Annotated in this window: 28 protein-coding genes; 15 read left to right on the top strand and 13 right to left on the bottom strand. The window is 53.7% G+C overall.

The genetic code is table 11. The features are described from left to right. Nucleotides 1-217 precede the first annotated feature (217 nt). A complete protein-coding gene (locus HA43_RS01690; RefSeq protein WP_040113754.1) occupies nucleotides 218-1,153 on the bottom strand; it encodes a RepB family plasmid replication initiator protein in 936 nt (311 codons plus the stop codon). Between the two features lie 397 nt (nucleotides 1,154-1,550). On the opposite strand from HA43_RS01690, the gene HA43_RS01685 reads away from it, so the two are divergent. The 3 genes from HA43_RS01685 to HA43_RS01675 all read left to right on the top strand — a co-directional run bounded on the left by HA43_RS01685 (nucleotide 1,551) and on the right by HA43_RS01675 (nucleotide 5,003). Then, complete coding sequence (locus HA43_RS01685) at nucleotides 1,551-2,927, top strand: aldehyde dehydrogenase family protein (protein WP_094110797.1); 1,377 nt, start codon at nucleotides 1,551-1,553, stop codon at nucleotides 2,925-2,927. A 54-nt stretch (nucleotides 2,928-2,981) separates the two neighbouring features. Beyond that, nucleotides 2,982-3,581, top strand: coding sequence for a nucleotidyltransferase family protein (locus HA43_RS01680; protein WP_094110796.1), 600 nt, complete (start codon nucleotides 2,982-2,984; stop codon nucleotides 3,579-3,581). Between the two features lie 111 nt (nucleotides 3,582-3,692). Further along, nucleotides 3,693-5,003, top strand: coding sequence for an MFS transporter (locus HA43_RS01675; protein ID WP_094110795.1), 1,311 nt, complete (start codon nucleotides 3,693-3,695; stop codon nucleotides 5,001-5,003). 97 nt (nucleotides 5,004-5,100) lie between these two features. Here HA43_RS01675 and HA43_RS01670 read toward each other — a convergent pair whose 3' ends face one another. Beyond that, complete coding sequence (locus HA43_RS01670) at nucleotides 5,101-5,649, bottom strand: helix-turn-helix domain-containing protein (protein ID WP_040113746.1); 549 nt, start codon at nucleotides 5,647-5,649, stop codon at nucleotides 5,101-5,103. A 101-nt stretch (nucleotides 5,650-5,750) separates the two neighbouring features. Here HA43_RS01670 and HA43_RS01665 point away from each other — a divergent pair, with 101 nt between their 5' ends. The 3 genes from HA43_RS01665 (at nucleotide 5,751) to corA (ending at nucleotide 7,860) form a co-directional block, all read left to right on the top strand. Further along, nucleotides 5,751-6,425, top strand: coding sequence for an AzlC family ABC transporter permease (locus HA43_RS01665; RefSeq protein WP_040113744.1), 675 nt, complete (start codon nucleotides 5,751-5,753; stop codon nucleotides 6,423-6,425). Beyond that, a complete protein-coding gene (locus tag HA43_RS01660; RefSeq protein ID WP_040113737.1) occupies nucleotides 6,415-6,735 on the top strand; it encodes an AzlD domain-containing protein in 321 nt (106 codons plus the stop codon). Before HA43_RS01665 ends, HA43_RS01660 begins: the two co-directional genes overlap by 11 nt. A 120-nt stretch (nucleotides 6,736-6,855) precedes the next feature. Continuing rightward, the gene (gene corA, locus HA43_RS01655) at nucleotides 6,856-7,860 is read left to right on the top strand and encodes a magnesium/cobalt transporter CorA (RefSeq protein ID WP_094110794.1); all 1,005 of its coding nucleotides are present in this window, start codon (nucleotides 6,856-6,858) and stop codon (nucleotides 7,858-7,860) included. 58 nt (nucleotides 7,861-7,918) lie between these two features. Here corA and HA43_RS01650 read toward each other — a convergent pair whose 3' ends face one another. Next, nucleotides 7,919-8,653, bottom strand: coding sequence for an SDR family oxidoreductase (locus tag HA43_RS01650; RefSeq protein ID WP_094110793.1), 735 nt, complete (start codon nucleotides 8,651-8,653; stop codon nucleotides 7,919-7,921). A gap of 158 nt (nucleotides 8,654-8,811) precedes the next feature. Here HA43_RS01650 and HA43_RS01645 point away from each other — a divergent pair, with 158 nt between their 5' ends. Both HA43_RS01645 and HA43_RS01640 read left to right on the top strand, forming a co-directional pair. Further along, nucleotides 8,812-9,729 carry an AraC family transcriptional regulator gene (locus HA43_RS01645; RefSeq protein WP_094110792.1) on the top strand — a complete coding sequence of 306 codons (918 nt, stop codon included), beginning with the start codon at nucleotides 8,812-8,814 and terminating at the stop codon, nucleotides 9,727-9,729. Between the two features lie 537 nt (nucleotides 9,730-10,266). After that, nucleotides 10,267-10,665: a response regulator transcription factor gene (locus tag HA43_RS01640; RefSeq protein ID WP_128083760.1), complete on the top strand. Its 399-nt coding sequence runs from the start codon at nucleotides 10,267-10,269 to the stop codon at nucleotides 10,663-10,665. 181 nt (nucleotides 10,666-10,846) lie between these two features. Here the strand turns inward: HA43_RS01640 and umuC are convergent, their stop codons facing one another. The 3 genes from umuC to dsdC form a co-directional block, all read right to left on the bottom strand. Further along, on the bottom strand, nucleotides 10,847-12,109 hold the full coding sequence (gene umuC / locus HA43_RS01635) for a translesion error-prone DNA polymerase V subunit UmuC (RefSeq protein ID WP_094110791.1): 1,263 nt from the start codon (nucleotides 12,107-12,109) through the stop codon (nucleotides 10,847-10,849). A 2-nt stretch (nucleotides 12,110-12,111) separates the two neighbouring features. Further along, nucleotides 12,112-12,489, bottom strand: coding sequence for a S24 family peptidase (locus HA43_RS01630; protein ID WP_094110790.1), 378 nt, complete (start codon nucleotides 12,487-12,489; stop codon nucleotides 12,112-12,114). Nucleotides 12,490-12,613: 124 nt separating this feature from the next. Continuing rightward, complete coding sequence (gene dsdC / locus HA43_RS01625) at nucleotides 12,614-13,537, bottom strand: DNA-binding transcriptional regulator DsdC (RefSeq protein ID WP_255402145.1); 924 nt, start codon at nucleotides 13,535-13,537, stop codon at nucleotides 12,614-12,616. 211 nt (nucleotides 13,538-13,748) lie between these two features. Between dsdC and HA43_RS01620 the strand changes: the two genes are divergently transcribed. Beyond that, nucleotides 13,749-15,068, top strand: a complete 1,320-nt coding sequence (locus HA43_RS01620) for a D-serine ammonia-lyase (protein WP_094110789.1) — start codon at nucleotides 13,749-13,751, stop codon at nucleotides 15,066-15,068. A 44-nt stretch (nucleotides 15,069-15,112) separates the two neighbouring features. Here the strand turns inward: HA43_RS01620 and HA43_RS01615 are convergent, their stop codons facing one another. From HA43_RS01615 to HA43_RS01605, 3 genes are all read right to left on the bottom strand, one after another. Beyond that, complete coding sequence (locus HA43_RS01615; protein WP_040113716.1) at nucleotides 15,113-15,589, bottom strand: nuclear transport factor 2 family protein; 477 nt, start codon at nucleotides 15,587-15,589, stop codon at nucleotides 15,113-15,115. A gap of 42 nt (nucleotides 15,590-15,631) precedes the next feature. Beyond that, entirely contained in the window at nucleotides 15,632-16,198 is a 567-nt protein-coding gene (locus HA43_RS01610) for a TetR/AcrR family transcriptional regulator (protein ID WP_094110788.1), read from the bottom strand. 151 nt (nucleotides 16,199-16,349) lie between these two features. Further along, nucleotides 16,350-16,751 carry a RidA family protein gene (locus HA43_RS01605; protein WP_094110787.1) on the bottom strand — a complete coding sequence of 134 codons (402 nt, stop codon included), beginning with the start codon at nucleotides 16,749-16,751 and terminating at the stop codon, nucleotides 16,350-16,352. 138 nt (nucleotides 16,752-16,889) lie between these two features. Here HA43_RS01605 and HA43_RS01600 point away from each other — a divergent pair, with 138 nt between their 5' ends. Next, the gene (locus HA43_RS01600) at nucleotides 16,890-17,492 is read left to right on the top strand and encodes a TetR/AcrR family transcriptional regulator (protein WP_094110786.1); all 603 of its coding nucleotides are present in this window, start codon (nucleotides 16,890-16,892) and stop codon (nucleotides 17,490-17,492) included. 62 nt (nucleotides 17,493-17,554) lie between these two features. Here the strand turns inward: HA43_RS01600 and HA43_RS01595 are convergent, their stop codons facing one another. After that, nucleotides 17,555-18,559: an ABC transporter substrate-binding protein gene (locus HA43_RS01595; RefSeq protein WP_094110785.1), complete on the bottom strand. Its 1,005-nt coding sequence runs from the start codon at nucleotides 18,557-18,559 to the stop codon at nucleotides 17,555-17,557. A 15-nt stretch (nucleotides 18,560-18,574) separates the two neighbouring features. After that, nucleotides 18,575-19,912, bottom strand: coding sequence for a TonB-dependent siderophore receptor (locus HA43_RS01590; RefSeq protein ID WP_244555197.1), 1,338 nt, complete (start codon nucleotides 19,910-19,912; stop codon nucleotides 18,575-18,577). Nucleotides 19,913-20,252: 340 nt separating this feature from the next. On the opposite strand from HA43_RS01590, the gene HA43_RS19040 reads away from it, so the two are divergent. Further along, the gene (locus HA43_RS19040) at nucleotides 20,253-20,534 is read left to right on the top strand and encodes a hypothetical protein (RefSeq protein WP_211279568.1); all 282 of its coding nucleotides are present in this window, start codon (nucleotides 20,253-20,255) and stop codon (nucleotides 20,532-20,534) included. Further along, nucleotides 20,483-21,001 (top strand): class I SAM-dependent methyltransferase, encoded by a 519-nt coding sequence (locus HA43_RS01585; protein WP_211279567.1) that lies wholly within the window; start codon nucleotides 20,483-20,485, stop codon nucleotides 20,999-21,001. The genes HA43_RS19040 and HA43_RS01585 overlap by 52 nt, the downstream gene beginning before the upstream one ends. Nucleotides 21,002-21,253: 252 nt before the next feature. Here HA43_RS01585 and HA43_RS01580 read toward each other — a convergent pair whose 3' ends face one another. Then, complete coding sequence (locus HA43_RS01580; protein WP_094110784.1) at nucleotides 21,254-21,673, bottom strand: ASCH domain-containing protein; 420 nt, start codon at nucleotides 21,671-21,673, stop codon at nucleotides 21,254-21,256. A 279-nt stretch (nucleotides 21,674-21,952) separates the two neighbouring features. Between HA43_RS01580 and HA43_RS01575 the strand changes: the two genes are divergently transcribed. Next, nucleotides 21,953-22,405, top strand: a complete 453-nt coding sequence (locus tag HA43_RS01575) for an acyltransferase (RefSeq protein WP_094110783.1) — start codon at nucleotides 21,953-21,955, stop codon at nucleotides 22,403-22,405. A 262-nt stretch (nucleotides 22,406-22,667) separates the two neighbouring features. Continuing rightward, a complete protein-coding gene (locus HA43_RS01570; RefSeq protein ID WP_094110782.1) occupies nucleotides 22,668-23,060 on the top strand; it encodes a VOC family protein in 393 nt (130 codons plus the stop codon). A 182-nt stretch (nucleotides 23,061-23,242) separates the two neighbouring features. Here the strand turns inward: HA43_RS01570 and HA43_RS01565 are convergent, their stop codons facing one another. After that, nucleotides 23,243-23,785, bottom strand: coding sequence for a cysteine hydrolase family protein (locus HA43_RS01565; RefSeq protein WP_094110781.1), 543 nt, complete (start codon nucleotides 23,783-23,785; stop codon nucleotides 23,243-23,245). A 351-nt stretch (nucleotides 23,786-24,136) separates the two neighbouring features. Between HA43_RS01565 and HA43_RS01560 the strand changes: the two genes are divergently transcribed. After that, on the top strand, nucleotides 24,137-24,817 hold the full coding sequence (locus HA43_RS01560) for a DUF2268 domain-containing putative Zn-dependent protease (RefSeq protein WP_223811781.1): 681 nt from the start codon (nucleotides 24,137-24,139) through the stop codon (nucleotides 24,815-24,817). Nucleotides 24,818-24,910: the final 93 nt, after the last annotated feature.

Raw genomic sequence — 24,910 nt, 5'->3', positions numbered from 1 at the left:
AAAGGTATGTTAGTGCTTACTATCAATTTATGCCACGTCTGTTGCAAACCGTGCCTGATTGTTCCCAGCCTGGCTAAAGAAGCCTGCTGTTTACAGTGAACGTTACTGATTACAGTGAACAGCCAGCCTGCATGGGGAACATTAAGGAGCAGAGTAGCGCTGCACGGCTGATACAGCACAGCGGCGGGAAAAGATGTTTTGCTGATTACAGTGAACATCACGACTCGTCGTCAAACTCGATCTCATCCAGCACGTCGATGCTCTCCAGATTTCCGATACCATCCAGCTTGGGCGTCCTGCTATGGATGATGAAAAACACGGAACGTCCACGCTTAATCTCGGAATAGTCGAGATAGCCTATCTCTTTCAGCTGCTCCATAGCACGCCGCACCACATGGTTCTGCGTGGTGGTTTTCGATCCCAGGTTAAGACGCATACGCAGTCGCGCCAGCGAGATAGGGGCCGGATTAACAGGAAGGCTTTCCAGATAGGTATAGAGCGCCTGAGCAGACTCTTTACGTTTCAGGCGCGAAATGGCCCGCAACTGAAGCAGAACCTTGTGATCAAAGTTATATAACTCAAACAGCTTCGGATCGGCCTGAATGCGAACCAGATCTTTTTCCCGATCGTAATAGGCAGATTGTACAAGGTGAGTATGATAAGCCTTGCCGTTACCTTCAAAAGAGAGCGTATTGGTTGCAATGCGCCGTAATGAGGCATCCAGGCGCCTGCGCAGGGCTGCAGAGGAGTTCGCTGACGGAATACCACACATCTTAACGAAATCGATAAAAGGTAGCGTGACCGTGTCGCCTTTGGTCGGATAACGGGAGAAAGATTGAATAATCCCTGCCCAGGTTTTGAAATCGTTATCCATATCCAGTCTGGCACCGGTTATGGTGATCTTCTCATACCCTTCCGCTTTTACCAGCGAGAGGTTTTTCAGCTCTTTGGTCGCATCAGTGGAGGCCATAGCCCCGGATTTGCCGCGAGCAGTGGATTTAAGGGTGGGCACAAACAATCCCAGACGCATCAGTGCCACAGGCTGGACAGTATTATTCTTGTTAGGATGGAGCTGGATAACTTCGCCACTGTTTTTTGTCACCGACAGAAAAGGTTCCAGTAACGCCTTGTTTTTACTCTCTTTGTCTGCCATGGCATGAGATCTTCATTTTGTGGATGAAAGGGATCGTTTTCTGATTACAGTGAACATTAGCACTGATTATAGTGAACATTCCACAGAGTATAGTGAATATAGCACTGATTACAGTGAATGCTTTGCTGATTATAGTGAACACGATCACCCTTTGAGGCCTTGTGTGGTGCGGCCTGCGACGATCGGGGATCTCTTAGGATCTATCTTTGATCTCTTTATGATCTCTTATTAGGATCTGGTTTATGTATAAGTGGATAACTCAGGATCCCACGGCAGACACTCTCTCTTAATTGCTTTCAATAAGAGAACAAGTTGCTCAATATTATTCATTTTATATCAATAGTAATCAGGCGTATCGTAACAGGCACGATCAACAGCCATGTACTGAGGAATTCTGATGACTGACCATGTAATTTCACGTAATCCTGCAACGGGTGCCATTCTCGCAACGTATCCACTCCAGACCGCTGAGGAACTTGATCGCTCCCTTGCACAGAGCGCTGAAGCCGCTGAGCTGTGGCGTAATACAACGATTGAACAGCGTGTGAAGGTACTGTGTCAGCTGGGTGAACAGCTGCGTCAGCGTCAGGATGAACTGGCCACTATGGCAACACGGGAAATGGGTAAACCTGTTGCCCAGGCACGTGCAGAAGTCCTGAAATGTGCCAGCTTATGTGACTGGTATGCCGAACATGGCCCGGCCATGATTGCTGATAAACCAGCTCCGGTAGAAGGTCAGCAGGCGTGGCAGTCATTCAGACCACTGGGCGTCATACTGGCTGTGATGCCGTGGAATTTTCCTTACTGGCAGGTGCTGCGTGGCGCTGTCAGCATGCTGCTTGCCGGCAATACCTATCTGTTAAAACATGCACCCAGCGTAATGGGATCGGCTTATCTGATGGCTGAACTGTTTGAGGCAACAGAACTGCCGCACGGTGCTTTTACCGTTATCAATACGGACAACGACGGCGTTTCAGCAGCAATCAGCGATTCACGCGTTGCAGCCGTTGCAGTCACCGGGAGCGTACGCGCAGGCGCCGCTATCGCAGCACAGGCCGGTGCGGTACTGAAGAAAACAGTACTGGAGCTGGGCGGTGCCGATCCTTTCATCGTACTGGCCGACGCAGATCTTGACGCTGCTGTCGCTTCAGCCGTGGTGGGCCGCTATCAGAATACCGGACAGGTTTGCATGGCAGCGAAGCGCTTTATCATCGAAGAGAGTATCGCCGCCGAGTTTGAAGCGCGTTTCAGCCAGGCCGTAGCCGCACTAAAAATTGGCGATCCGCTTGATGAGCAGACCTTTATCGGTCCGATGGCACGCTACGATCTGCGTGATGAACTGGATGGGCAGGTGCAGCAAACGCTCAAAGAGGGCGCACGTCTGGTGCTGGGCGGTCATAAAATTGAGGGGGAAGGAAATTACTATACCCCTACCATTCTGGCTGATGTGACGCCGGAGATGACAGCATTTCAGCAGGAAATATTTGGCCCGGTCGCGGCAATCACTACGGCGCGTAATGCAGAACACGCCCTTGCGCTGGCTAACAACAGCGATTTCGGTCTGAGTGCCACCGTCTGGAGCCGCGATGAGTCGGTGACCAGCTGGCTGGCAGAGCGGCTGGAAACAGGAGCGGTATTTATCAACGGCAACGGCGCATCCGATCCGCGCGTCGCGATTGGCGGCGTTAAAAAGAGCGGCTATGGCCGTGAGCTCTCCAGTTTTGGCGTACACGAGTTCTGCAATATCCAGACAGTATGGAAAAACCGTCGCTAACTGTCCTGAGGCGCGCAATACTGTGCGCCTCACGATTTTCAGGTAGCCAGCAACATGAAAAGTCCGGGCATTATCATCCTTGCAGCAGGGCAGGGAACACGTTTTCAGCAGGCGGGCGGAAAAGGCAATAAGCTGCTTGCCCTCTTGCCTGACAGCACCGGAACACCCCATCCTGTGCTCGGTATGACGCTGCATGCAGCACAACGCAGCGGCCTGCCGCTTCTGCTGGTAACGCGACCTGAATATACCGCAATACGGGCGCTGGCTGCCGCGCAGGCGATACCGGTGCTGTGTGTCAGCAGTGCAGGCAGCGGCGAGACGATTGCCGCTGCCGTTCGCGCTGCGCCGCACTGGTCTGGCTGGCTGGTTCAGCCTGGCGATATGGCATGGGTTACGGCAGAAGATCATCAGCGTATCGCTGGCGCACTCTCCGAAGGGGCCACCCAGGCCCGTTTTTGCTGGCAGGACAAACCCGGCCACCCGGTAGGCTTTGCGACAGAATATGGCCCGGCGCTTCGTCAGTTAAAAGGGGACAGCGGCGCCCGCTCGCTGCTTGATCCCGCGCGCCTGCTGCGTTTGCAGGGACACGCTGGTGTGATCCGCGACGCCGATCTCCCCGTTACCGCCACGCCGCTCGCCCGCCGCAGGAAGTAGTGGCGCAGGGTGATAATTACCGCTACTCTCGCGCGGTCATATTTATGCGAACGGGTGACACACTACCCGGTTGATCGTCCCTGTTCAGAGTCATGGTACGCGGAGAGAGTGATGAGCACAGTAGCCGATCCTTCGGTAATCCAGTCGCGGCGGGAAAGTGCCGCCATCTATCGAAAAATAACGTTAAAACTGATCCCGTTTCTCTGCCTGTGTTATCTGGCAGCCTACCTGGATCGCATTAATATTGGTTTTGCCAAGCTGCAGATGGCAAGCGACTTAGCGCTAAGCGAAACGGCGTTTGGTCTGGGTGCGGGTCTGTTTTTTGTGGGTTACATTCTGTTTGAAGTGCCAAGCAACCTGTTTCTGCAACGCACCGGCGCACGGATCTGGATCGCGCGGATCATGATCAGCTGGGGAGTGCTCTCTGCGTTAACCCTGCTGGTCAAAACCCCCGGTCAGTTCTACACGATCCGCTTTTTACTGGGCGTGGCAGAGGCAGGGTTTCTGCCGGGCGTGCTGTTTTATCTGACCCGCTGGTTTCCCTCATGGCGACGCGGCCGCATTATTGCGCTGTTTATGCTGGGTCTGCCACTTTCCAGCATCATCGGCGGCCCTCTCTCTGGCTGGATCATGACGCACTTTGACAAACTGCACGGGCTGCATGGCTGGCAGTGGCTGTTTCTGCTGGAGGGCCTGCCGAGTATTCTGCTGGGGCTGATGACGCTGCGAATGCTGCCGGATGGCCCTGCGGAGGCATCCTGGCTGAGCGTTCAGGAAAAACAGGTCATTGCTGATGAACTCCGCAGCGATGCAGGTGAAGCTGCTGAGGCGAAACACCGGCTGCGGGATGGTCTGCTTAATCTGCGGGTGGTGATGCTGGGCGGGATCGATTTCTCCATACTGCTCAGCGCTTACGCAATGGGCTTCTGGTTACCGACGCTGCTGAAAAAAGCAGGCTCCACCGATCTCACCACGATTGGTTATCTTACGGCGATACCGAGTCTGGCCGCGCTGGCTGGCATGCTGCTGATTGGCGCCAGCTCAGACAGGCTGCGCGAACGCCGCTGGCATATCATTGTCCCTTTTATCATCGGTGCAGCCGCAATGGCCTGCGCGCCCTTCTGGAGCAGTAATGTGGCTGTAACCGTGCTGCTGTTTTCCATTGCGCAGGCGATGATTATTGGTGCCGTGCCGGTTTTCTTCAGCCTGCCCGCAACCTTCCTGACCGGTACTGCCGCCGCCGCAGGTTTTGCGCTCGCCTGCTCTATTGCCAATATTGCAGGCCTGGTCAGTAATTCTGTTATGGGAATCGCACTGGATATGACCGGCAGCAGCGACGGGGCGCTGTGGCTGTTTGCTGCCTGTTTATTGCTCAGCTGCCTGCTGGTGCTGGCTCTGCCGGCAAAACTGGTCAATCGCTGATCGCCTTAAAGCGCGCCTGTTGCAGGCGCGCTTTACTGATTACAGTGAACGTTGCGTACACGTCAGGCAGGACGCGTTTATTCAGGCTCAGGCGATATCAGTTCTGTTCAGAGAGTTGCACCGCCATGGTATCGGCTTCCAGTGCTTCAAACACGTGGGGTTCATCAGCGGGATAGCAGATGTAATCGCCAGGATTCAGCTCCACCGGCGCATCGCTGGGTCCTACCCTGGCCCGCCCGCGGGCAATGATAACGTGCTCAACCGAACCGGGCGGATGCGGCTTTGAAGCGCGCGGCGCGCCTGGCTGACTGGTCACCAGATAGAGATCGCGTCGCCCGCCTGGCGGGCAGCTGGCGAGCAGAGCCGCCTGATAATCAGCCAGTTCAGCCGACACAATCATCCCTTCACCTTTGCGAATAACCTGCAGACGTTTTACCTCTGGTTCCAGCAGGCGGGCGAAAGGAATATTTAACGCGACACAGAGCGCCCAGAGGGTTTCGATACTGGGATTGCCGTTGCCCGCTTCCAGTTGTGAGAGCGTTGATTTTGCCACACCCGCACGGCGAGCCACTTCAGTCAGTGAAAGTCCGGCACGCTGCCGCTCGCGGATCAGCCCGGCGGCAATAGTATCAATCGGTGGTGTCACAGCAGCTCCTGTTCGTTTTATCGAACGTTTGTTCATCTTGTAAAACAATTTCTGAACGTTCATTATACTGTCTTTACTGTTCGGTATGAGATCAATATGTGATGCGTGCGGGGATTAACGTGCTTGATCGCGGCGTGATAAAAGCGATTGTTCTGGTTTGTCTGGCAGACGGTATTGTGGGCCTCTCCTATGGCTCGCTGGCCGCTGCACAGGGTTTTCCGCTCTGGGTGCCGATAGCGCTCTCTACGCTGGTGCTGGCAGGCGCTTCGGAATTTCTGTTTATCGGCATTGTTGCTGGTGGCGGAAGCCCGCTCACTGCCGCCGCCGCCGGGTTGCTGGTCAATGCGCGCCATCTGCCGTTTGGCATTGCGGTAAAAGATCTGGTGGGGCAGGGAGGCCGCAGCCTCCTTGGCTGCCATATCATGAACGATGAGAGCGTGGTATTTGGTATCTCGCAACCGGGGCTGCAGCAGCGCCGGGTTGCCTACTGGCTGTGCGGACTCGGTATTTTTGCGGTCTGGCCACTCACCGTTATCGGCGGCGCCATGATTGGCCGCTTTATTCCTGACGTTTCCGCCATCGGGCTGGATGCGGTTTTCCCGGCGATCCTGATTGCGCTGATTTTTCCGGCGCTGCGCAAACGGCGGACACGCATTCCGGCGCTGGCCGGGACCGCACTCTCTGTCGCGGTCACGCCTTTTGTACCGGCAGGAATGCCGGTGCTCTTTTCCCTGCTGGGGTTGCTGAGCTGGCGGGAGCGTAAAGATGGACAATAGTCTGGTCATTGCCGGTATCGCGCTGCTGGCCGTCGGAACGTACGCTATCCGTTTTGCCGGATACCGTCTCGGCAGCCGGCTGCCGATGTCAGAAAAAACGCGCAATATGCTGTCAGATGCTGCCACGGTCCTGTTGCTGGCGGTGGCGGTCACAACCGCACTGTTTGAAGGAACGCACTTTGCCGGCATCGCACGGGTAGCAGGCGTTCTGTTTGCTGTTTTTCTGGCATGGCGACGGACGCCGTTGATTCTGGTTATCGCAGGAGCCGCAGCGATGACGGGATTACTGCGTTATCTGGGCGTGCCGTAACGACTTTTCAGGCTGGCAATATCCGCCTGCCACGGCTTTTGCTACCCTAACAGTATAAAGCGTCGCTTCCGGATCCCTTCAGAAAGCGACAGAGTAAGCCAGAGCAGGATTGAGGCAAAAATGGAAAAGCAGGAACGAACCGACAATCATGCAGATGAGATCGTCAACTGCGTGGTCTATCGTCATGGCGAGCGGCAAGAGCATGTCGATGTTGCAGAGATCAGCGATATCCTGAAAGAAGATAAATCGTTCGTCTGGCTTGGGTTATACCAGCCCGAACCCGCTTTTATGCAAAAGCTGCAGGAGGAATTCGGGCTGCACGAGCTGGCGATCGAAGATGCTCTGCTGGCGCATCAGCGTCCTAAGATTGAACAGTATGGCGAATCGGTATTTATCGTGGTCAAAACGGCGTATATGCAGGCGCAGCAGCACATCACGTTTGGTGAAACGCACTTCTTTCTGGGCAAAAATTTCCTGATTACGGTACGCCATGGATCGCGGGAAGGCTATGCCGCAATCCGGGAAAAAGCGGAAAAGAATCACGCCATGCTGTGCCAGGGGCCAGGCTATGCACTCTACTGTATCCTCGATTTTATCGTAGACAACTACAGTAAAATCACACAAACGCTCAGCGAGCGTATCGGTAATCTCGAAGATGGGATGTTTTCCACGCGCTTTGATAACCACGCGCTGGAGCAGGTCTACCATCTGCGACGCCAGCTGCTGGCGCTGCGCAACGCCGCGATGCCGGTCACTGAAATCTGTCCGCAGCTGGTTCGTTTCCATGAAGATATTATCCCCAAAAATCTGCGCGCCTATCTGCGCGATGTGCAGGATCACGCGCATCACGTCATGATCGATGCAGAGGATATGCGTGAAACGCTGGCCAGTGCTATGCAGGTCAACCTCGCGCTGGTCTCTGTACAGCAAAGTGAAGTGAATAAGAAGCTGGCGGGCTGGGGCGCCATTTTGATTGTGCCAACAATTGTATTCAGTATGTATGGCATGAACTTTTCCGACATGCCGGAGCTGCACAGCCATTTTGGTTATCCGGTGGCGCTGGGATCAACGCTGCTTATCTGCTGCATTATGTGGTGGCGGCTGAAGCGCGCGGGCTGGTTATAACGACGCCCGCGCGTCGATGCCTGAAATTTCAGCCTGAAATCGCCAGAATTTTTATGGCTTAAAACGGGCTGGCAGTAGGGCGCAGCGTGATTTCACTGACGTCAACCTCGCCAGGCTGATCGATAGCCCAGCTGACCGCCTGCGCTATCGATTCCGGTTTAAGGGCGATAGCCCGAAAGCTGCGCATCGCCTCCTGGGCCACATCGTCAGTGATGCTGTCAGCCAGCTCAGAATCCACTACGCCTGGATTGATAACGGTAACGCGCAGAGCGGACGACTCCTGCCGTAATCCCTCAGAAATAGCGCGGACGGCAAATTTAGTGGCGCAGTAAACCGCCGCGGTGGGTGAGACCGTAAGCGCCCCGATTGACGCGATATTGATAATGTGCCCCGCCTGCTGCTGCTGCATTGCGGGCAGTACTGCAGCGATGCCGTAAAGCACGCCGCGCACATTAACATCCAGCATCTGGTCCCACTCTTCAACTTTCAGTGAAGCCATCGGAGAGAGCGGCATCACGCCCGCATTGTTAATCATCACATCAATCCGCCCATATTTTTCAATGGCCAGACGGGCTAATGCCTGTGTATCAGCGCGCTGCGTCACATCTGTCGTCAGATAATCTATCCGGGCACCCTGCTGCTGCAGCTCATCACACAACGATGCCAGACGTGTGGCCCGGCGTGCACCAAGGATCAGCCTGTGACCCTGCCTGGCCAGATAGCGGGCGATGGCTTCACCGATACCGCTGCTGGCGCCGGTCAGAATAATTACTTTCGCTTTTGCATCAGTCATCTTTTTTTCCTCGTGTGAAGTACCCTGCTATTGTTGAAAAATGCCGCAATCGTCAACAGACCTATTCACTGCGCATTTTTGCCTGATCCTCTCGCAGAGCGAGCCGCGCGCTGCGCCTTGTGACTAAGCAGGAATTCAACTATCCGGGAGAACGTGTGATGAATGACGTGCAACAGCAGATTTGCACTTTGCTTAACCAGCTGGCACCGCAGGAGGGATATACAAAATCCCTGCTGGATAGCGTGTTATTTATGCGGGCTAATCAGCAGTGGGCGTGCACGCCGGTACTTTATGAGCCGGGCATCATCATTATCTGCCAGGGCGCTAAGCGTGCCTTTCTGGCGGATAATGTCTACCGCTATGACGCGCAACACTATCTGGTATTATCTGTGCCTCTGCCATTCTCAGCGGAGACTGAAGCGACGTCCGCTGAGCCGCTGCTGGGCCTGGCGATCCGTTTTGACGTTAACGTACTGGCGAAACTCATCGCGCAGGTGCCGGCAAAGCCTGCGGGTGAAGAGAGGGCGACGGCCGCTATTATCTCCACGCCGCTGGATAGCACACTGCTACAGAGTACGCTGGCACTGCTTCAGGCATTACGGGATCCGCTTGAGGCGCGGATACTGGGGCCGGCCCGTGTGGAAGAGATCTGCTTTCGCATTCTGATGGGGCAGCAGGGTGCCGCTGTACGCGCCGCGCTGGCGTATCAGGGCCATTTTGGCCGCATTGCCCGGGCGCTACAGCAAATCCATGATAACTGGCAGCAGCCTATAAACGTTACGCAACTTGCCCGTGAGGCGGGCATGAGCGTGCCGCGTTTTCATCTGCACTTTAAAACCGTTACACAAACTTCACCCATTCAGTATCTTAAATCACTGCGCTTACATCGTGCACGACTGATGCTGATCCAGCAGAACCTGACCGCAGCCGGGGCAGCTGCGCGTACAGGCTACGAAAGTGACTCACAGTTCAGCCGCGAATTTAAACGCCTGTTTGGCCGCAGTCCGGCAGAGGAGGCGCGCATAATGAAACGGGCATTTACGCTGCTGCCAGCCGAACCATACGACCTGTTTTAGCACCCTGCACGCGGGTAACGGCTGACTGAGCATCACCCCCTGCCACAGAAAGAAGCCTGAATGTTTTAAAGCGAATCCCCCAGTTAATCGTGGTATTGGCGGCTGCGTTATCCAGACTTGTGCCGATGGCGTTCCGGGAAGGGATATGAAAAGATCGCGCATCTTTAAGTGAAGCACCGCTGCCGCCTCAGGAACAGCGCATTGCGCTGCGCGCGACAGGTTTCCGGCAGCCGTGCTGCAGGCTGTTGTCAGCCATGCTGCAGGCACTTTTTATCGTTCAGGCTGACCTCTCTTATTGCACTGCAGCCTTACGGCAACATGTCGCTTCTGCTGCACGATAACGGAAGAACAACCCTGAGGCAGGCTACGAACTTTTCTGAAATAGAGGCTGGCAGCCGCAATCTGTCTTCGCCAGTCAGTACCAGGTTTTTCTGCAAATGCGCCCGGCGCTGTACCTGAACGGTCAGCGGGTGCTGATAAATCGCGCCAGATATGGTGCAGAGATAACGTTAATTTTCCCGGTGGCGGAGTAATGGAATGAGCGCGAAAGTGTGGTTAGTGGATGATGATTTGTCAGTAAGGGAGTCGCTGGGATTTCTGCTGAAAACCGTAGATTACGAGGTGGCTGACTTCGGCGATCTGGCGATGTTCGACGCCGTTGCCGGTGCAGAAGCGCTGCCGCTGCGCGGCTGTCTGCTGGTGGATGTGCGGCTGCCCGGCATGGATGGGCTTAACTGGCTGACCGAACAGCGCGCCCGTCATCCGCTGCTGCCGGTTATCCTTATGACCGCGTATGGTACGCTTGACGTCTGCCGCAGCACGTTTCAGGAGGGAGCGTTTGATATTTTTACCAAGCCGCTCGACATTGAACCGCTGCTTGCAACCCTGCATCGCGCGATGAATGAGAGCGAACAGCGTGCAGTGCAGCAAGGCTGACGCTTTCTGTTATCTCGCTCAGCCCGTCGGTAACGTCTGTATTCCGCATAACGTTCTGCGCCAGATAAAGCGCCTCTGACAACTGTCAGAGGCGCTCCGGCTTCAGCTGGCTTTCTGCTGCTTAAATCCGGTGAGCACCTTTTTAGCACTCAGCAGCGGGAGCGGGTGGCGCGACAGCCTGCTATCGGATCACAGGGATATCGGCCAGGCGAGTGGTATAGCGGGGTGAGAGCATGTTGCGTTTCATCTGCCACGCCTGGTTTCCTGTCGTCTGGCTGGCGAAACCGATTTTGCCTTTGCCTGAACGGTTTATGGCGTCGAGAGCGGTCATCAGCGCATCCGCATTGGCACGCGGCTGCTGCTGGCTGAACATATCAAACTGCGTGCTGCCTGACTGCCAGAAGTCGCTCAGCATTACGCCCGCTTTGGCATAGCGAAAGCCGTCGCGCCAGATAGCGTTCAGCCCCTGCAGAGCAAAGGCGACGATGTCACGCGTGTCCGCCGTTGGATATTGCCAGCTGACGGGCGCGGTAGCAGAGTACCTGGGATCGTCGCCATAGCGGCCGGTCGTCACAGAGACGGTGAGATGACGGCAGCGGGAGCCCTGCTGGCGCAGCTTTTCAGCAGCCCGGGTCGCATAGGCCATAACCGCCTGCTGCATATCATCCAGCGTCGTGATGCGCTGCCCGAAAGAGCGTGAATTAACGATCTGCTGTTTTGGCGGCGGCGCATCCTCCAGTGCCAGACAGGATTCGCCGCGCAGCTCGCGTGCAATGCGCTCAACAATCACATCAAATTTTTTGCGGATCGTACTGGTATTACTTTCTGCCAGATGCAGCCCGGTGGTGATCCCCATCTCTTCCAGACGCTGGGCGATTCGCCAGCCAATACCCCAGATATCGCCAATGCGCGTCAGCTGCAGCAATTTTTGCTGGCGCAGGGGATCGGAGAGATCGACCACGCCGTTTGTTTTCGTCCACTGCTTGGCCGCCTGATTCGCCAGCTTGGCCAGCGTTTTGGTCGGGCCAAAGCCTACGCCTATGGTCAGACCGGTTTCCTGGCGAACGCGCTCGCGCATCTGCTGACCAAAGCGCTCCAGCGGCATATAACTGCTGATGCCCGTGACATCAAGAAAGCTTTCATCGATAGAGTAGACTTCCTGCCCGGCAGCCATCTCATCGAGTATTGCCATCATCCGCGCCGACATATCGCCATAAAGCTCATAGTTAGAACTGAAAACGTGTACGCCATTGTCACGAAAATAGCGTTCATGCTTAAACCAGGGGGCGGCCATCTTTATACCCATGCGCTTTGCTTCAGCTGAACGGGCAATCACGCAGCCATCATTATTTGATACCACGCAAACGGGTTTGCCGCGCAGATCGGGCCTGAAAATGGTTTCACAGGAGGCGTAAAAATTGTTGGCATCAGCAAGCGCAAACATACCTATTCTCCTGCAGGCCCGGTGAAACCCTGGCCCGCGATATCATTGAGCGCATAAGCCACCACGCCCCACACCGGCAGCGGCTGGTTCTCGTCGAGCAGAACGATAGCATCGGACCTCTCCAGCGACTGCAGCCCCGGAACGGGTTTCAGCAGCAACCTGCGCAGCACCAGTTCACCCTCAAATTCCGCCACAATAATCTGACCGTGCCGCGGCGTCAGTGCCCGATCAACTGCCAGCACTGAGCCTTTGACGATACCCGCCTCCGGGCTGGCTGTATCACTGCGCATCAGGTAGGTGGACCAGGGCGACAGCGAGACGATATCACCCAGGTTCAGGCGCGCTTCGATAAAGTTTTGAGCCGGATTCTGAAATGCCATATGCCTGTTTCGCTGAGGATAAAAAGGGTGGGCAAGTGTCCGGCTATTATACCCGATCTGCTTAAAAATAGCGCGGTTTACGCCGTGATCCTGCTCTGCCAGCGTGACGATACTATGAGCGTAATTATTTCTCTTTCGCCACGGTTTCCTGCAGCCAGCGGATAAAGGTTTCTGTTTTTGGCCAGCGTCTGTCGGCGCGGGTAGCGATGTAATACCGTTCGCTGCACAGCAGCGCCAGGCGCGGGAAAGGCGTTATCAGTTCGCCAGAGGCGATACGCTGTTTCACCAGCGCCTTACGTCCCATCGCGATGCCGGCATGGTTTATCGCTGCAGCAACCGCAAGCTCTGCCTGATCGAATTCGGCACGGCGCGCTGCCGTAATATCCACGTCAAAATGCGCTGCCCACAACCGCCACTCATTTTCTCCGGAATCGATACTCCACGCCTGACGATCGTGCAGCAGGCGACAGCTCCGGAGATTCTCCGGGCAGTCCGTCAGCCTGAATTGTGCAGCGTAGCGCGGGCTGCAAACCGGAATAATATGTTCATCCATCAGCGGGTCCAGGTGAAATCTGTCCGGCACGTCAGCATCAAAACAGATGGCCAGATCGGCACCCATTTTATGCAGGTCGACCGGTTCGTTTCCGGTATTAATAACGAGATCGATAGCGGGGTTTTGCTCCAGAAAAGAGGCCACCGCCGGTGCAAGCCAGGCGTGCGCAAACGACGGGCGACTGTAAACCGTAAGCCTTCCGCTGGATCCCTGATTTCTGATGCCCTGAATTTCCCGGTTGAGGTAGTCGAGTGAGGTACTCATGGCATTGAAGATCCGCTCACCCTCTTCGGTCAGCAGCACCCTGCGGTGTAAACGGGTGAACAGCGAGATACCGAGCTCTCTTTCCAGCTGGCTGATACGGTGGCTGACAGCGCTGGGCGTCAGTGCCAGCGCCGCCGCCGCTCCGGCAAACGAGCCGTGGCGGGCAGCGGCTTCAAAGGTGAAAAGACGTCCCAGCTGGCCACCCTCTATTTCACGCATCTCAGAGAACACATTTTTCACCTTTACTGTTTAAGCTGCTGATTTAGCGATTAGTTATTTAACCGGCGTGGACGTTGCAGATAAAAATGCACAATGCGTGCTCGCCTGTTGAGTTTGCTGAGCTCATGTTAAGTTGAAAAACCATCGTTTGTCACCGCGCAGCCGCGTGCATATAAATAACGCTCTGTTTTCTTTTGATGCGTCGGGCTGAATGAGAGTAACCATGACTGATTTAACTGAAAAACTCCGGTCTGTACCGGCGGTAAGCGATCTGAGGGCGCTACGTGAAACCATCTGGTTTAACGATCAGGTGACGACGGCAGAAAGGGGGCTCCTGCATACGGGACTGACGCGTGAAGAGGCTGAAGATGCCGAAGCCCGCCTGCGCCGTTTCGCTCCGCTGATCGCCGCCGCCTTTCCGGAAACGGCTGAAAGCGGCGGTATTATTGAGTCAGATATGGTACCTCTACCCGCGATGCAGGCGCGGCTGGCGCAGCGTGCGCCGCTGCCAGGCAGACTCTGGCTGAAAAAAGATAGCCATCTGCCCGTTTCAGGTTCCATCAAAGCGCGCGGCGGCATTTACGAAGTTCTCGCGCACGCAGAGAAGCTGGCGCTGGAGGCGGGGCTTATCACGCCAGCCGATGACTACAGCCAGCTGCTTTCTCCGGCGCACCGTCAGTTTTTCAGCCAGCATAAAATAGCAGTAGGTTCAACGGGCAACCTGGGCCTTTCGATCGGCATAATGAGTGCCCGCCTCGGGTTTCACGTTACCGTTCATATGTCGGCAGATGCGCGTCAGTGGAAGAAAGCGCTGCTGCGCAGGCGTGGAGCGCACGTGATTGAGTATGAGCAGGATTACGGCGTCGCCGTGGAGCAGGGCCGCAAAGCGGCGGAGTCCGATCCCGACTGCTTCTTTATTGATGATGAAAATTCACGCACGCTGTTTCTGGGCTATGCCGTTGCCGGCCTGCGCCTGCCAGAGCAGCTGAAGGAGAAAGGCATTACTGTGGATGCCTCCCATCCGCTTTTTGTGTATCTGCCCTGTGGCGTGGGTGGCGGCCCGGGAGGCGTCGCTTTTGGCCTGAAGCTGGCTTTTGGCGATAACGTTCACTGCTTTTTTGCGGAGCCAACCCATTCACCCTGTATGCTGCTGGGAATGAGCACCGGCCTGCACGATGGTATTGCGGTGCAGGATATCGGTATCGACAATAAAACCGCTGCGGATGGACTGGCGGTGGGCCGCGCCTCCGGCTTTGTCGGCCGGGCGATGGCGCAGCTGATCGACGGCTGCTATACGCTCAGCGATCGTACCCTGTTTACGCTGCTTGCCATGCTGGATGAAACGGAAGGTATTCAGCTGGAACCTTCCGCGCTGGCGGGCATGCAGGGGCCGCAGCGCATCGCGGCAAGCCCCGCTTATCTGACACAGCAGGGCATCACTCCGCAGCAGCTGCAGCAGGCCACGCAGCTTGTCTGGGCGACAGGTGGCGGCATGGTTCCTGCTGATGAAATGCAGCGCTACCTCGCTAAAGCCAGCTGCTGATAAACCCATGCAGCAGGGCAGTCACGCGAGCTGCCCTGCCGCCGTTACAACCCCAGCGCAGTCAGCCCCGGATGATCGTCCGGACGACGTCCCAGCGGCCAGAAAAATTTGCGTTCGCTCTCTTTAATAGGCATATCGTTGATACAGGCAAAACGGCGCTTCATCAGGCCATCGCCTTCAAACTCCCAGTTTTCATTGCCGTAAGAGCGGAACCAGTTACCTGAATCATCGCGCCATTCATAGGCGTAGCGGACAGCAATGCGGTTGCCATCAAACGCCCAGAGCTCCTTGATAAGACGATACTCAAGCTCTTTTTTCCATTTACGGGCCAGAAACGCTTCGGCTTCTTCACGGTTATGAGCAAACTCGGTGCGGTTGCGCCATTGTGTGTCCGCTGAGTAAGCCAGTGCGACTTTAGCCGCATCGCGGCTGTTCCAGCCATCTTCAGCCAGGCGCACCTTTTCGATGGCCGTTTCGCGGGTAAAAGGAGGAAGCGGGGGGCGTTGGTATGAATCAGACATAGTAAAACTCCAGTTAATTCAAATTTGATGAGTACGCAGGCTTCAGGAAACCTGCTCCAGCAGCATTTTCGCAATATCCCGTGCGTCGTCGGCCGCGCTCCCGCTCCCCATAACATAGGACGCGGTAATGGCACCCTCTATCAGAATCAGCAGCTGTCTGGCCAGCGCCTCGGGATGCGCAACATTCATCTCTTTGCTGAGCTCCAGGGCGTAATCCAGTAACTTCTGCTTGTGGGTTTTCGCTATCTGTCGAACGGTATCGCCAGGGTTACCTGTCTCACCGGCGGTGTTGATAAATGCGCAGCCGCGGAAACCTTCTGACTCAAACCAGCTTTTCAGCGCGGTAAACATATTCAGAACGCGATCCTGCGGCGTATTGCCCTGATCGGACGCGCTTCTGAACCACGCCATCCACTGCTCATCGCGCACGCTCAGCGCGGCTGATGCCACCTCCTCTTTACTGGCGAAGTGATGATAAATACTTTTTCTGGCGACGCCTGAGGTTTTGACCAGAAGATCCATGCCCATGGCGTGGATACCGTTCTGATAAATCAGCTGCTCAGCGCTCCTGAGAATTTTTTCCCGGGTACTGCCTGATGTTTTGTTCATGGCCTTAAGGTAGAACGATCGTTCTACCTCGTCAACGTTTTTTTAGCAGGAGGGTATCACCGGGGCGACAGACAGCTATGCAATGCTGACTGAGCGGATCAAAAAGGGAGAGCCGTAAGCTGGCTCTCCCTGATATTGCTCTGCAACGTTTTTATGCCTGAGACTCAGGAATGCGGGCGATAACCTTTATCTCAAAATCAAACCCTGCCAGCCAGTTAACGCCCACGGCGGTCCAGTTGGGGTAGGGCGGGGCCGGGAAAAGAGCCTGTTTCACCTGCATGATGGTTGAAAACTGGTTTTCCGGGTCGGTATGAAAAGTAGTCACATCAATCATATCTTTGAACGTACATCCTGCCGCAGCGAGCGTGGCTCTGAGATTCTCAAAGGCAAGCTGTACCTGGGTTGCAAAGTCCGGCTCCGGGGTGCCGTCGTCGCGGCTACCCACCTGCCCGGAAACAAATAATAAATCGCCAGAGCGGATTGCTGCAGAATAACCATGCTGTTCATAAAGAGCGTGGCGATGAGCAGGAAAAACGGGTGTTGGCTGGGTCACAGGGACTCCTTTGTGGGAGAGCAACAGGAGATGCGCAGCATAAATAAAACAATTAATATACGCGGCGTATGTAAAATTAATCACACATACGCTGCGTATGTCAAATGGCATGCGCGGCGTTAGCAGCAGGAGAAGTATATGGTTACCAGACGCCGCACAGAAACGATGGAAGAAAACCGGAAAAAGTTGATTTCAGCAGCGCGCAAAGCGTTCGCTGAAAAGGGATTTGCAGCTGCATCAATGGACGATTTGACTGCCAGTGTCGGTCTGACGCGCGGGGCGCTTTACCATAACTTTGGGGATAAAAAAGGCTTGCTCGCCGCGGTAGTGACGCAGATCGATTCTGAAATGGCGCAACGCGCTAAACGTGAAGTGGTTCACTCCGATAACGACCAGCAAACGCTCCTGGCTGAAGGGATAGCCTATATCAGGATGGCGCTGGATGAAGAGGTCCGGCGCATTGTGCTGCTTGATGGTCCCGCTTTTCTTGGCGATCCTGCAAAATGGCCGAGTCAGAATAACTGCCTCAGTGCTACGCGTGAGAGTATTACCGATCTGATTGAACGTCGCGTAATCAAATCAGTCGATGCGGATGCGGCTGCGTGGCTGTTAAATGGCGCGGCACTGAATGCCGCGCTATGGGTCGCTGCCAGCGGTAATCCACAACAGGCATTACCAAAAGCTATTCAGGCGTTTACTCTGCTCTTCGGCGGTCTGCTGGAAAGTGTTGCGCAGCCATAACGCCGCTTTAATTGGTCTGGATACCACAGCTTATCAACGAATATTGCAAAATCCTGCCTGCCTCAACCTGGAGGCAGTGCCTGCAGAATACGCTGCGCATCCTGTTTGCTCAGCGGGTAATCGTAAAATGTCCGGTAAAATTTCTGAGTGGCGTCAATCAGATCGCGCGTTGCAAACAGCGCCGGATGCAGTTTTTTGGCAGCCCACTGGATTTGCAGTGCGACTTCAGTGCCGTAGCGATCCCAGGGAAAGACACCCGATGGATTCTGCCACACCTGCTGCTGCTTCACGGCTTTTACGCTGGCGAACAGCGCTTTGTAGTCAGAGTCAGCCAGGGTTCCCGCGCCGGCACCGATAATAATCACATCCGGATCCCAGCGTATCACCTCCTCCGGTGAAACAGGGCGCATATTGCCATCCACGGAGGCGGCGACGTTCCGGCCACCCGCGAGTCTGATCCAGGTATCAATCAGGGTATTCCGGCCATCTACCTTCAGCGGATGCAGCGACTGAATATGCAGCACGCGCGGGCGTTCACTCTCCGCAAGCGCGGCCGTTTTGGTCTGAATAGCAGCGATTTGCGTATCCAGATAGCGATTATAAGCCCGGGCTCGCGCGGCCGCTGCCGGTGTGCCGACCACCTGAGCCGTGGTAGTGAGTGAGCGTTTCATCGAGTCAAAATCATCAAAATTCATTGCCAGTACGGGAATACCGGCCAGACGATAAGACTCTGCATCGGGATCGTTAGCGGGTACAAAAATCGCATCAACGTTGCGTGCCACCAGCGCTTCACTGTTAAAGGTTTTACCGTGTGCCTGGAGCGCCTGATTTAACGATGGCTGTACCTTAAACATCCACGGCCGGTCCGCCGGATGGTTTACGGTTGCCACAATCAGATCGCCGGCGCCCAGCGTCATAAGCAGAGAGTGGTGGGCAAACCAGGCATCGGCTATGTGCAGCACCGGCTGGCTCAATTCAATCTTATTCCCGCTGTCGTCAGTGACTGTCTGAGCCGACGCCAGAGCGCTTACGACCAGAAGCGGTAGTGCCCATTGCAGGCTTTTCATCAGTAAATATCCCTGTCAGAAGCTGAGTTGCATGGAAACCTCTACCCGGCGCGGTTCACCCACAGAGGCGCTGGCATAACCGGCCCCGCTGTAACCGTTCAGGCCGCCGGGCACGATATTGGTCCAGTAGTGACGATTCGTCAGATTAGTGACATCAAGACGGAATGTTGTAGCGGTATTAAACAGCCGGGTATCGCTCAGCAGAAATGCGTGCTGAGTGGCTGTCGCAGAATGGTAACGCCGGGTGAAATCGGGATAGTCAGGCTCACTAAATGTCTGTGGGTTATCCAGTGAGGCACTGCCCAGCGTTAAGGTTCCACCCTTACGCGGATTGTAATTTTTCCAGACAAACCCCCGCACGCCGGTGGCTATCTGATGATGGATACGGCCAGTTTCGATTTCACCCTCTAAGTTCGCCATATAACTGTTGATAGTGAAACGACTGGCTGTCGCTGATGAAGTCGTTGTCGTGTAATCGCCACGTTTATTCGTAAACGTATTGGTGACAGCAGTGGACTCGCGATCGGCTATCTGACGCAGCACACCAGCTTCACCAAGCCAGTTACCGTCAAAATCATGCTTCAGATGGATGCCGGCGGTCAGCGTATGGTTATCATTTCCCGCAAAGGATTGTCCCAGATGAGCCGTTTTTGGATTGGGAGCTGCGGGCAACGTCAGGCCGTTACCCAGCGCAAATTTCCCCGGCAATCCCTTTTCATAAAAATGGTAATAGCTGAAATTAGTTTCCAGCAGGGTCCGATCGCTCAGGCTGGCATCCAGGGCCAGGCTGAAAAGCTGACGTCGTTTTCTGCTGCCGCTGACGTAGCCACTGCCCCTGTCATCCAGCATATTCAGCCGATAGCGCAGCCGATCGTTGCTATCCACCGGACCACTGAAATCACCGGCTATCTGATGACCCGGGCCACTACCTCCTCCCAGAGTAACGCTTCGCTGCGGTGTATCACTGGCGCGCTTACTGACAAAATTAAATAATCCTGCCGGATTAGCCGGACCATACAGTGACCCGGCGAGGCCATTAAGCACCTCAATATGGTCGAACTGTTCAGCGGCATAGTCTGTGGTTGACACGACATTCAGGCCGTCAATCATGCTGTTCTGGACGACACTTCCCTGCATGCCGCGCGTCTGCGGACGCGCACCCTCTCCCTGAACCGAGGGCAGGTAGCGGTAGAGATCGCTTACGCTCTTAAGCTGCTGACGTTTCATCAGACGGGGAGACACCGTCTGAACCGACCAGGGAGCGTCACGTATTTCTCTGGCACCCAGGCTGCCCAGGTTAGCTTTCTTATCGGTTGCAGAAGGCGCGTCGTCTGGTGAAGCATTAACGACCATCGCAGGTTGTTCATTTACGGCATATACCGGCATAGCAGACAATAACATTGCGCTGGTGAACGTTGTCTTCAACAGGATCAAACGTTTAACAAACATGAAATTTCCAACATCTGTCGAAAGGGCAGGCATAATTACTTACCGCTATATCAGTGAGTATATAACGACTTATGTGAGTTAATCGACTTAAATCAAAACCTGCCCGGTAACATTAAATTATATCGAATGTGATTAAACCAGCGGTGCTTTCACAGTGCTAATGATAGCTCCAGGAGTGGATCGCATTGCCTAAATCAATACTTTAAAATGTGCCCTGAACCAAATATCTACGGAGAGAATTCAGGTGAAATATTTTGATGAACTATTAATGGAAGCTATGGAGGCCGATACAGAGGGCTGGGGGTTTGACTGGCTGGACGGGAAAGCGACAGAGGAAAGGTCCTCCTGGGGTTACGCGAGGTTAATCGGAGAACGCTTAAGCCGGGTAACGTCAGCACTGGACATTGATACCGGTGGAGGAGAAGTATTAAATGAAGTTCCCGAGTTTCCTGCATATATGGCCGCAACAGAAGCGTGGCCCCCGAACCTGAAAAAAGCCCGGCAGCACCTTTCACCCCGGGGGTAAATATTGTTGATACTTCCATCACCAAAAAGCTTCCTTTTAGCGAACAATTTTTTGACCTGGTCACATCCAGGCATCCGGTAGCACCGGATTGGTCAGAAATATATCGGGTTCTTGAACCCGGAGGAAGCTATCTGGCACAGCATGTTGGACCTGCATCTGCATTTGAATTAATCGAGTATTTTTTAGGACCACTTCCCAAAGAGAGAACGTACGGAGATCATGGCAAAGAAAAAGAGGATGCGGAGATGGCGGGTCTGAAGGTCATTGAATTAAGCACAGCACGCTGCCGGATGACGTTTTTTGATATCAGTGCCGTTGTCTGGATTTTGCGAAAATGCGTCTGGTGGGTTCCCGGCTTCTCCGTAGAGAAATACTATAAAGAATTGCAGGCGATGGATCAGAAAATGCGCCTGAGTCAGCCATTTGTTGCGTATTCCACCCGACATTTGATCGAAGCAAAACGTTAACGCTGATCGCTTTGCGGCTGATGTTTGCTTTATGCCAGAAGTAGATCAAATGCTTCAGGGTGTGTTCATGTCAGGCATTTTCTTCATCCTTTTTAACTGCTGCAGCATACACCAGATGGCTTATGCGGGGTTCGTAGCCAGGATGCTATGTCTGATGTGGCAGAACTTTCCGGTCGCCCTCTTTTTGACGTCCGCCTCTCTCATCGCGGACCTTAACTCTGCGTCAGTCCGCTTTGTGTCAGGAGCGGACAGTTACAAAATCTCTGTGAGTTCAAATTCCTCAAAGACAAGCTCCATTTCTTCAGAATAAGTGCCTTCACGCTCAAAATAACGCTTATGGCCTTCATTCCAGTACTCCAGACTTAAATCACCTTCACCTTCCTTACTGGCGAGTTCACTCGTCACTTGATTGAAGCGGATAATCTGCATCCTGAGCGTTCTGATCACGCACATTGGCTCCCCGGTTCCGTTAAGAATGATATTATAACTTCCTACGCAGGGAGCTTCGCCTCGTTCATGTTCATGCTGAAAAGATGCTATCGAAGAGCATGTCGCTGTTTTACTGCCACTTAAAACCAGTTGTACGAGTTCATCAGCAAGTTCCGGGCTGTCGCCAAATTGCCATGCCAGTGCACCGGGATAAATGTTTTTTAATTCTTCGAGCTTTGTCATTTTTAGCCTTTGTTAATTTAATACGCTTAAGGAAGTAACCCATTTCCGTTCAATATGAATTACCTGATTCAAATATTCATCATTGTTGCACTGCTGCGAAATCCCGCTTTTCGCTCATAGCTAACGTCGATCTGTGCGCAAGTCCGCTTCGCGCCAGAAGCGGATATTGCGATCCTCATCGTGCGCGAATGAGTAAAAGCAGGTTAACCTTGTTATCTCGTGACGATAAAAATTGTGCAAGCTTTTAGCCGAACCATCTCAAGTAAGGACACAGTTTATATGAAGGTTATTGAAAGTGGCATTCGTGACGTAAAACTAGGCGAAAATGTGAAAGTCATCACGCCGGTAAACATCTATAAGTGTGAACTGGGCGATGATGTTTTTGTAGGGCCATTTGTAGAGATACAAAAGGGATGCGTTATAGGCGACAGAACCCGAGTACAGTCACACACTTTTATCTGTGAGAACGTTACCCTGGGTAAGGATTGTTTTATAGGCCATGGCGTAACCTTTGCCAACGACTTGTTTAAGAATGGCGCTCCTGATGCTTCAGCAGAAAGCTGGATACATATCGTATTAGGTAACGCGGTAACCGTGGGGAGCGGGGCAACTATCTTAACCACGGACATTTGCAGTGGTGCGGTGATTGGTGCCGGTAGCGTGGTTACAAAGCCTGTGCTGGTAAAAGGCGTGTATGCAGGTAATCCCGCCAGACTTTTGAGAAAGCTCTAATCAGATACTCTGCAAGTTGCCAGCCTGAAATCCTGGCAATCTGAGGCCGTTAAAGTCCGCTTTTCGCTCATAGCGGACGTTACGTTAAGCCGATGCCCGCACTGTGCCTGAAGCGGACGTTGTAAACGAACTTCTACGTTAAATATCGGAAGCCGTCATCAATGATAATCTTATGATAAATCGAGTATTGTCATGTGTCTGGTGGGTTGTTTAACAAAAATGACTGAGAGTCTCTTTGGTAATAACAATTAGGGAGGTTACTGTGAAGATAACGAAGATTGACCACATACACGTATACGTCGATAACATTGAACTGGCAGAACGCTGGTACCAAGAGGTTCTTAGCTTTTCCCGCGATGACTCGCTGTATTTCTGGTTTGAGCAGGGAGGGCCGCTGGTTATCAGAAATAACGGCGCATCACTTTCCCTGTTTCTCAGGAAAAATCAGCACCCCGGCCATACAGTAGCTTTCGCAGTAGAAGCGGCTGCGTTTCTCAGTCTTATGCCTACTCTCAACGCCAAAGGCATCCCGTTTACCGTATGCGATCACGATGTATCTATGTCCCTATACTTTCAAGATCTTAGCGATAATAAGATTGAGCTGACCAGCTACGAATACCTTCAGGCAAAGCAGTTACTGGAGAGCGTTGCGTAACTTTCTCCCTTGCCTGCAGTCGGAGCGCATTAGGAATGTTATGTCTAATGTGGCATAACATCCTTACCCCATAGGTTTAACGTCCGCTTTTCGCTCATAGCGGACACTGGCCGATAGATGATCGGATTGTTCTATACGTCGAGAGTGTCTTCAGCCGCCCTGCGAGCGGCTACGGTTAATACTCATTTCCCGATAACGTTCCAGTCGGCCGCAGTGGATAGCGTAACAAACGGGCCAGCCAGCGTGACATTATGATGGCTGACGATCTCTTTAGCTGACAGGCAGCAGTTATCCATTGTTGTATGCGCATCTGAAATCAGCACTGTCCTGAATCCGCGTTCCGACGCTGCACGGCAGGTCGTGTCCACACAAAATTCTGTTTTCATCCCGGCGATAACCAGTTCCCTGATACCTCGCTGGCTGAGCTGATGCTGCAGGTCCGTATTCTGAAAACAGCTGGGATGCTTTTTAATAAACACGACATCACGCTCAGCGTGCACGTTCATTTCAGGTATAAGTCGGGTTAACGGCCCCTGCTCTGAGAAAGGGGAGTCATCAGGTCCGGTATGGCGCGCAAAAAAGATGGGTACCTGAGCCCGCCTGGCTTTTTCAATCAGCAGACAGATATTCGAGAGTACAGAAGCCGCGGAATAGGGGGAAACCGGCCCGCGAAAAAGCCTGTGCTGCATATCGATAATTAAAAGCGCATTTTCAGAAATCATAATATACCTCCATTCGGTAAGTTATGAACGGAGAGATCGTTTTCCCCGTCCGGTCTGGCGGGGAGTCAGAGTCTGTTTTGTCAGGTGCCAGTCACAGATGCGCTCACGCCGCCGAAGGTGCCGGTGGTTGTGACGGTGGACCATAACTCACCTGTTACAACAGATATGTCCGTTGACTGATATCGGTTTTTTCCTGTGACATCCAGGCCAGATAATGCATGGTAATATGACTTCCGTTTTTCACATAAGGCCACCTGGTAATGTCTGATATAGCATCACTGCATAAAAGGCGGGCTTTGCGTCAGAAGCAGACAGCGCGATCTGCAATGGCGCATCAGGAGATTCGCTGTATGTTTGCTGGCAGGCGGATATATACTCTCGTTTTTGGATGGTGCTGACATGCCTCACATAACCCTGCATATTCTGAATGCCCAGAAAAAACTGACCGCTCACCGTGAATGGCTTCAGGCCAGCCTGACCGCTACCTATGAAAAAGCTCAGCGGCTGATGCCGGTTCCTTCGCTGGATGTGGTGGTTAAAGCCGGAAAGTTTGTGATCCCTGAAAAAGGGCACACGGGTTTTTGTCCTGAGCCAGGCGTTATCTATTTAACGGTCGACCCTGAAAACCCGGCATTCTGTAAAAATGAAGCACACTCGCTTGAGCGAATGTTTGCTCATGAACTGCACCATGCGGCCAGGTGGGCAGGGCCCGGATACGGCTCAACGTTAGGGGAAGCTATCGTTTCTGAAGGACTTGCCGGGCACTTTTCTCTCGAGCTTCTAGGCGGTAAACCTGAACTCTGGGAAAGCCTCAACTCAGATATTATTCAATCCTTCGCCCGGCAACTGCATGACAGCTGGCATCGCACCGATTACGATCACAATGCCTGGTTTTACGGAACCGGCGATTTGCCAAAGTGGCTGGGATACACCGCAGGCTTTGAGCTGATTTCCCGGTATCTGGCAGCCTCTCCGCATCCGAAAGCTTCCGCGCTGGCAGATATTAGCGCTGAGGATTTCAGGATGTTCATTTAAAAATATTCGTGTCCTGTTTATTCAGAACGTCCGTTTTGCAGGCAAAAACGGACGTTCTGGTTTTGACAATCAAAACAATAATGCAGCTGAGTT

The organism is Pantoea eucrina (assembly GCF_002095385.1).
Classification (GTDB): domain Bacteria; phylum Pseudomonadota; class Gammaproteobacteria; order Enterobacterales; family Enterobacteriaceae; genus Pantoea; species Pantoea eucrina.
This window is presented reverse-complemented; position numbering and strand designations above follow the sequence as displayed.

Excerpts from the sequence above, each read along its gene's own strand:
- HA43_RS01590 (WP_244555197.1), bottom strand. The coding sequence starts at position 19,912 with ATGGTCGTTAATGCTTCACCAGACGACGCGCCTTCTGCAACCGATAAG.
- HA43_RS01675 (WP_094110795.1), top strand. The coding sequence starts at position 3,693 with ATGAGCACAGTAGCCGATCCTTCGGTAATCCAGTCGCGGCGGGAAAGT.
- HA43_RS01600 (WP_094110786.1), top strand. The coding sequence starts at position 16,890 with ATGGTTACCAGACGCCGCACAGAAACGATGGAAGAAAACCGGAAAAAG.
- umuC (WP_094110791.1), bottom strand. The coding sequence starts at position 12,109 with ATGTTTGCGCTTGCTGATGCCAACAATTTTTACGCCTCCTGTGAAACC.
- HA43_RS01640 (WP_128083760.1), top strand. The coding sequence starts at position 10,267 with ATGAGCGCGAAAGTGTGGTTAGTGGATGATGATTTGTCAGTAAGGGAG.
- HA43_RS01580 (WP_094110784.1), bottom strand. The coding sequence starts at position 21,673 with ATGACAAAGCTCGAAGAATTAAAAAACATTTATCCCGGTGCACTGGCA.
- HA43_RS01680 (WP_094110796.1), top strand. The coding sequence starts at position 2,982 with ATGAAAAGTCCGGGCATTATCATCCTTGCAGCAGGGCAGGGAACACGT.
- HA43_RS01665 (WP_040113744.1), top strand. The coding sequence starts at position 5,751 with ATGCGTGCGGGGATTAACGTGCTTGATCGCGGCGTGATAAAAGCGATT.
- HA43_RS01620 (WP_094110789.1), top strand. The coding sequence starts at position 13,749 with ATGACTGATTTAACTGAAAAACTCCGGTCTGTACCGGCGGTAAGCGAT.
- HA43_RS01575 (WP_094110783.1), top strand. The coding sequence starts at position 21,953 with ATGAAGGTTATTGAAAGTGGCATTCGTGACGTAAAACTAGGCGAAAAT.
- HA43_RS01650 (WP_094110793.1), bottom strand. The coding sequence starts at position 8,653 with ATGACTGATGCAAAAGCGAAAGTAATTATTCTGACCGGCGCCAGCAGC.
- HA43_RS01685 (WP_094110797.1), top strand. The coding sequence starts at position 1,551 with ATGACTGACCATGTAATTTCACGTAATCCTGCAACGGGTGCCATTCTC.
- HA43_RS01595 (WP_094110785.1), bottom strand. The coding sequence starts at position 18,559 with ATGAAAAGCCTGCAATGGGCACTACCGCTTCTGGTCGTAAGCGCTCTG.
- HA43_RS01645 (WP_094110792.1), top strand. The coding sequence starts at position 8,812 with ATGAATGACGTGCAACAGCAGATTTGCACTTTGCTTAACCAGCTGGCA.
- HA43_RS01630 (WP_094110790.1), bottom strand. The coding sequence starts at position 12,489 with ATGGCATTTCAGAATCCGGCTCAAAACTTTATCGAAGCGCGCCTGAAC.
- HA43_RS01610 (WP_094110788.1), bottom strand. The coding sequence starts at position 16,198 with ATGAACAAAACATCAGGCAGTACCCGGGAAAAAATTCTCAGGAGCGCT.
- corA (WP_094110794.1), top strand. The coding sequence starts at position 6,856 with ATGGAAAAGCAGGAACGAACCGACAATCATGCAGATGAGATCGTCAAC.
- HA43_RS01690 (WP_040113754.1), bottom strand. The coding sequence starts at position 1,153 with ATGGCAGACAAAGAGAGTAAAAACAAGGCGTTACTGGAACCTTTTCTG.
- HA43_RS01615 (WP_040113716.1), bottom strand. The coding sequence starts at position 15,589 with ATGTCTGATTCATACCAACGCCCCCCGCTTCCTCCTTTTACCCGCGAA.
- HA43_RS01660 (WP_040113737.1), top strand. The coding sequence starts at position 6,415 with ATGGACAATAGTCTGGTCATTGCCGGTATCGCGCTGCTGGCCGTCGGA.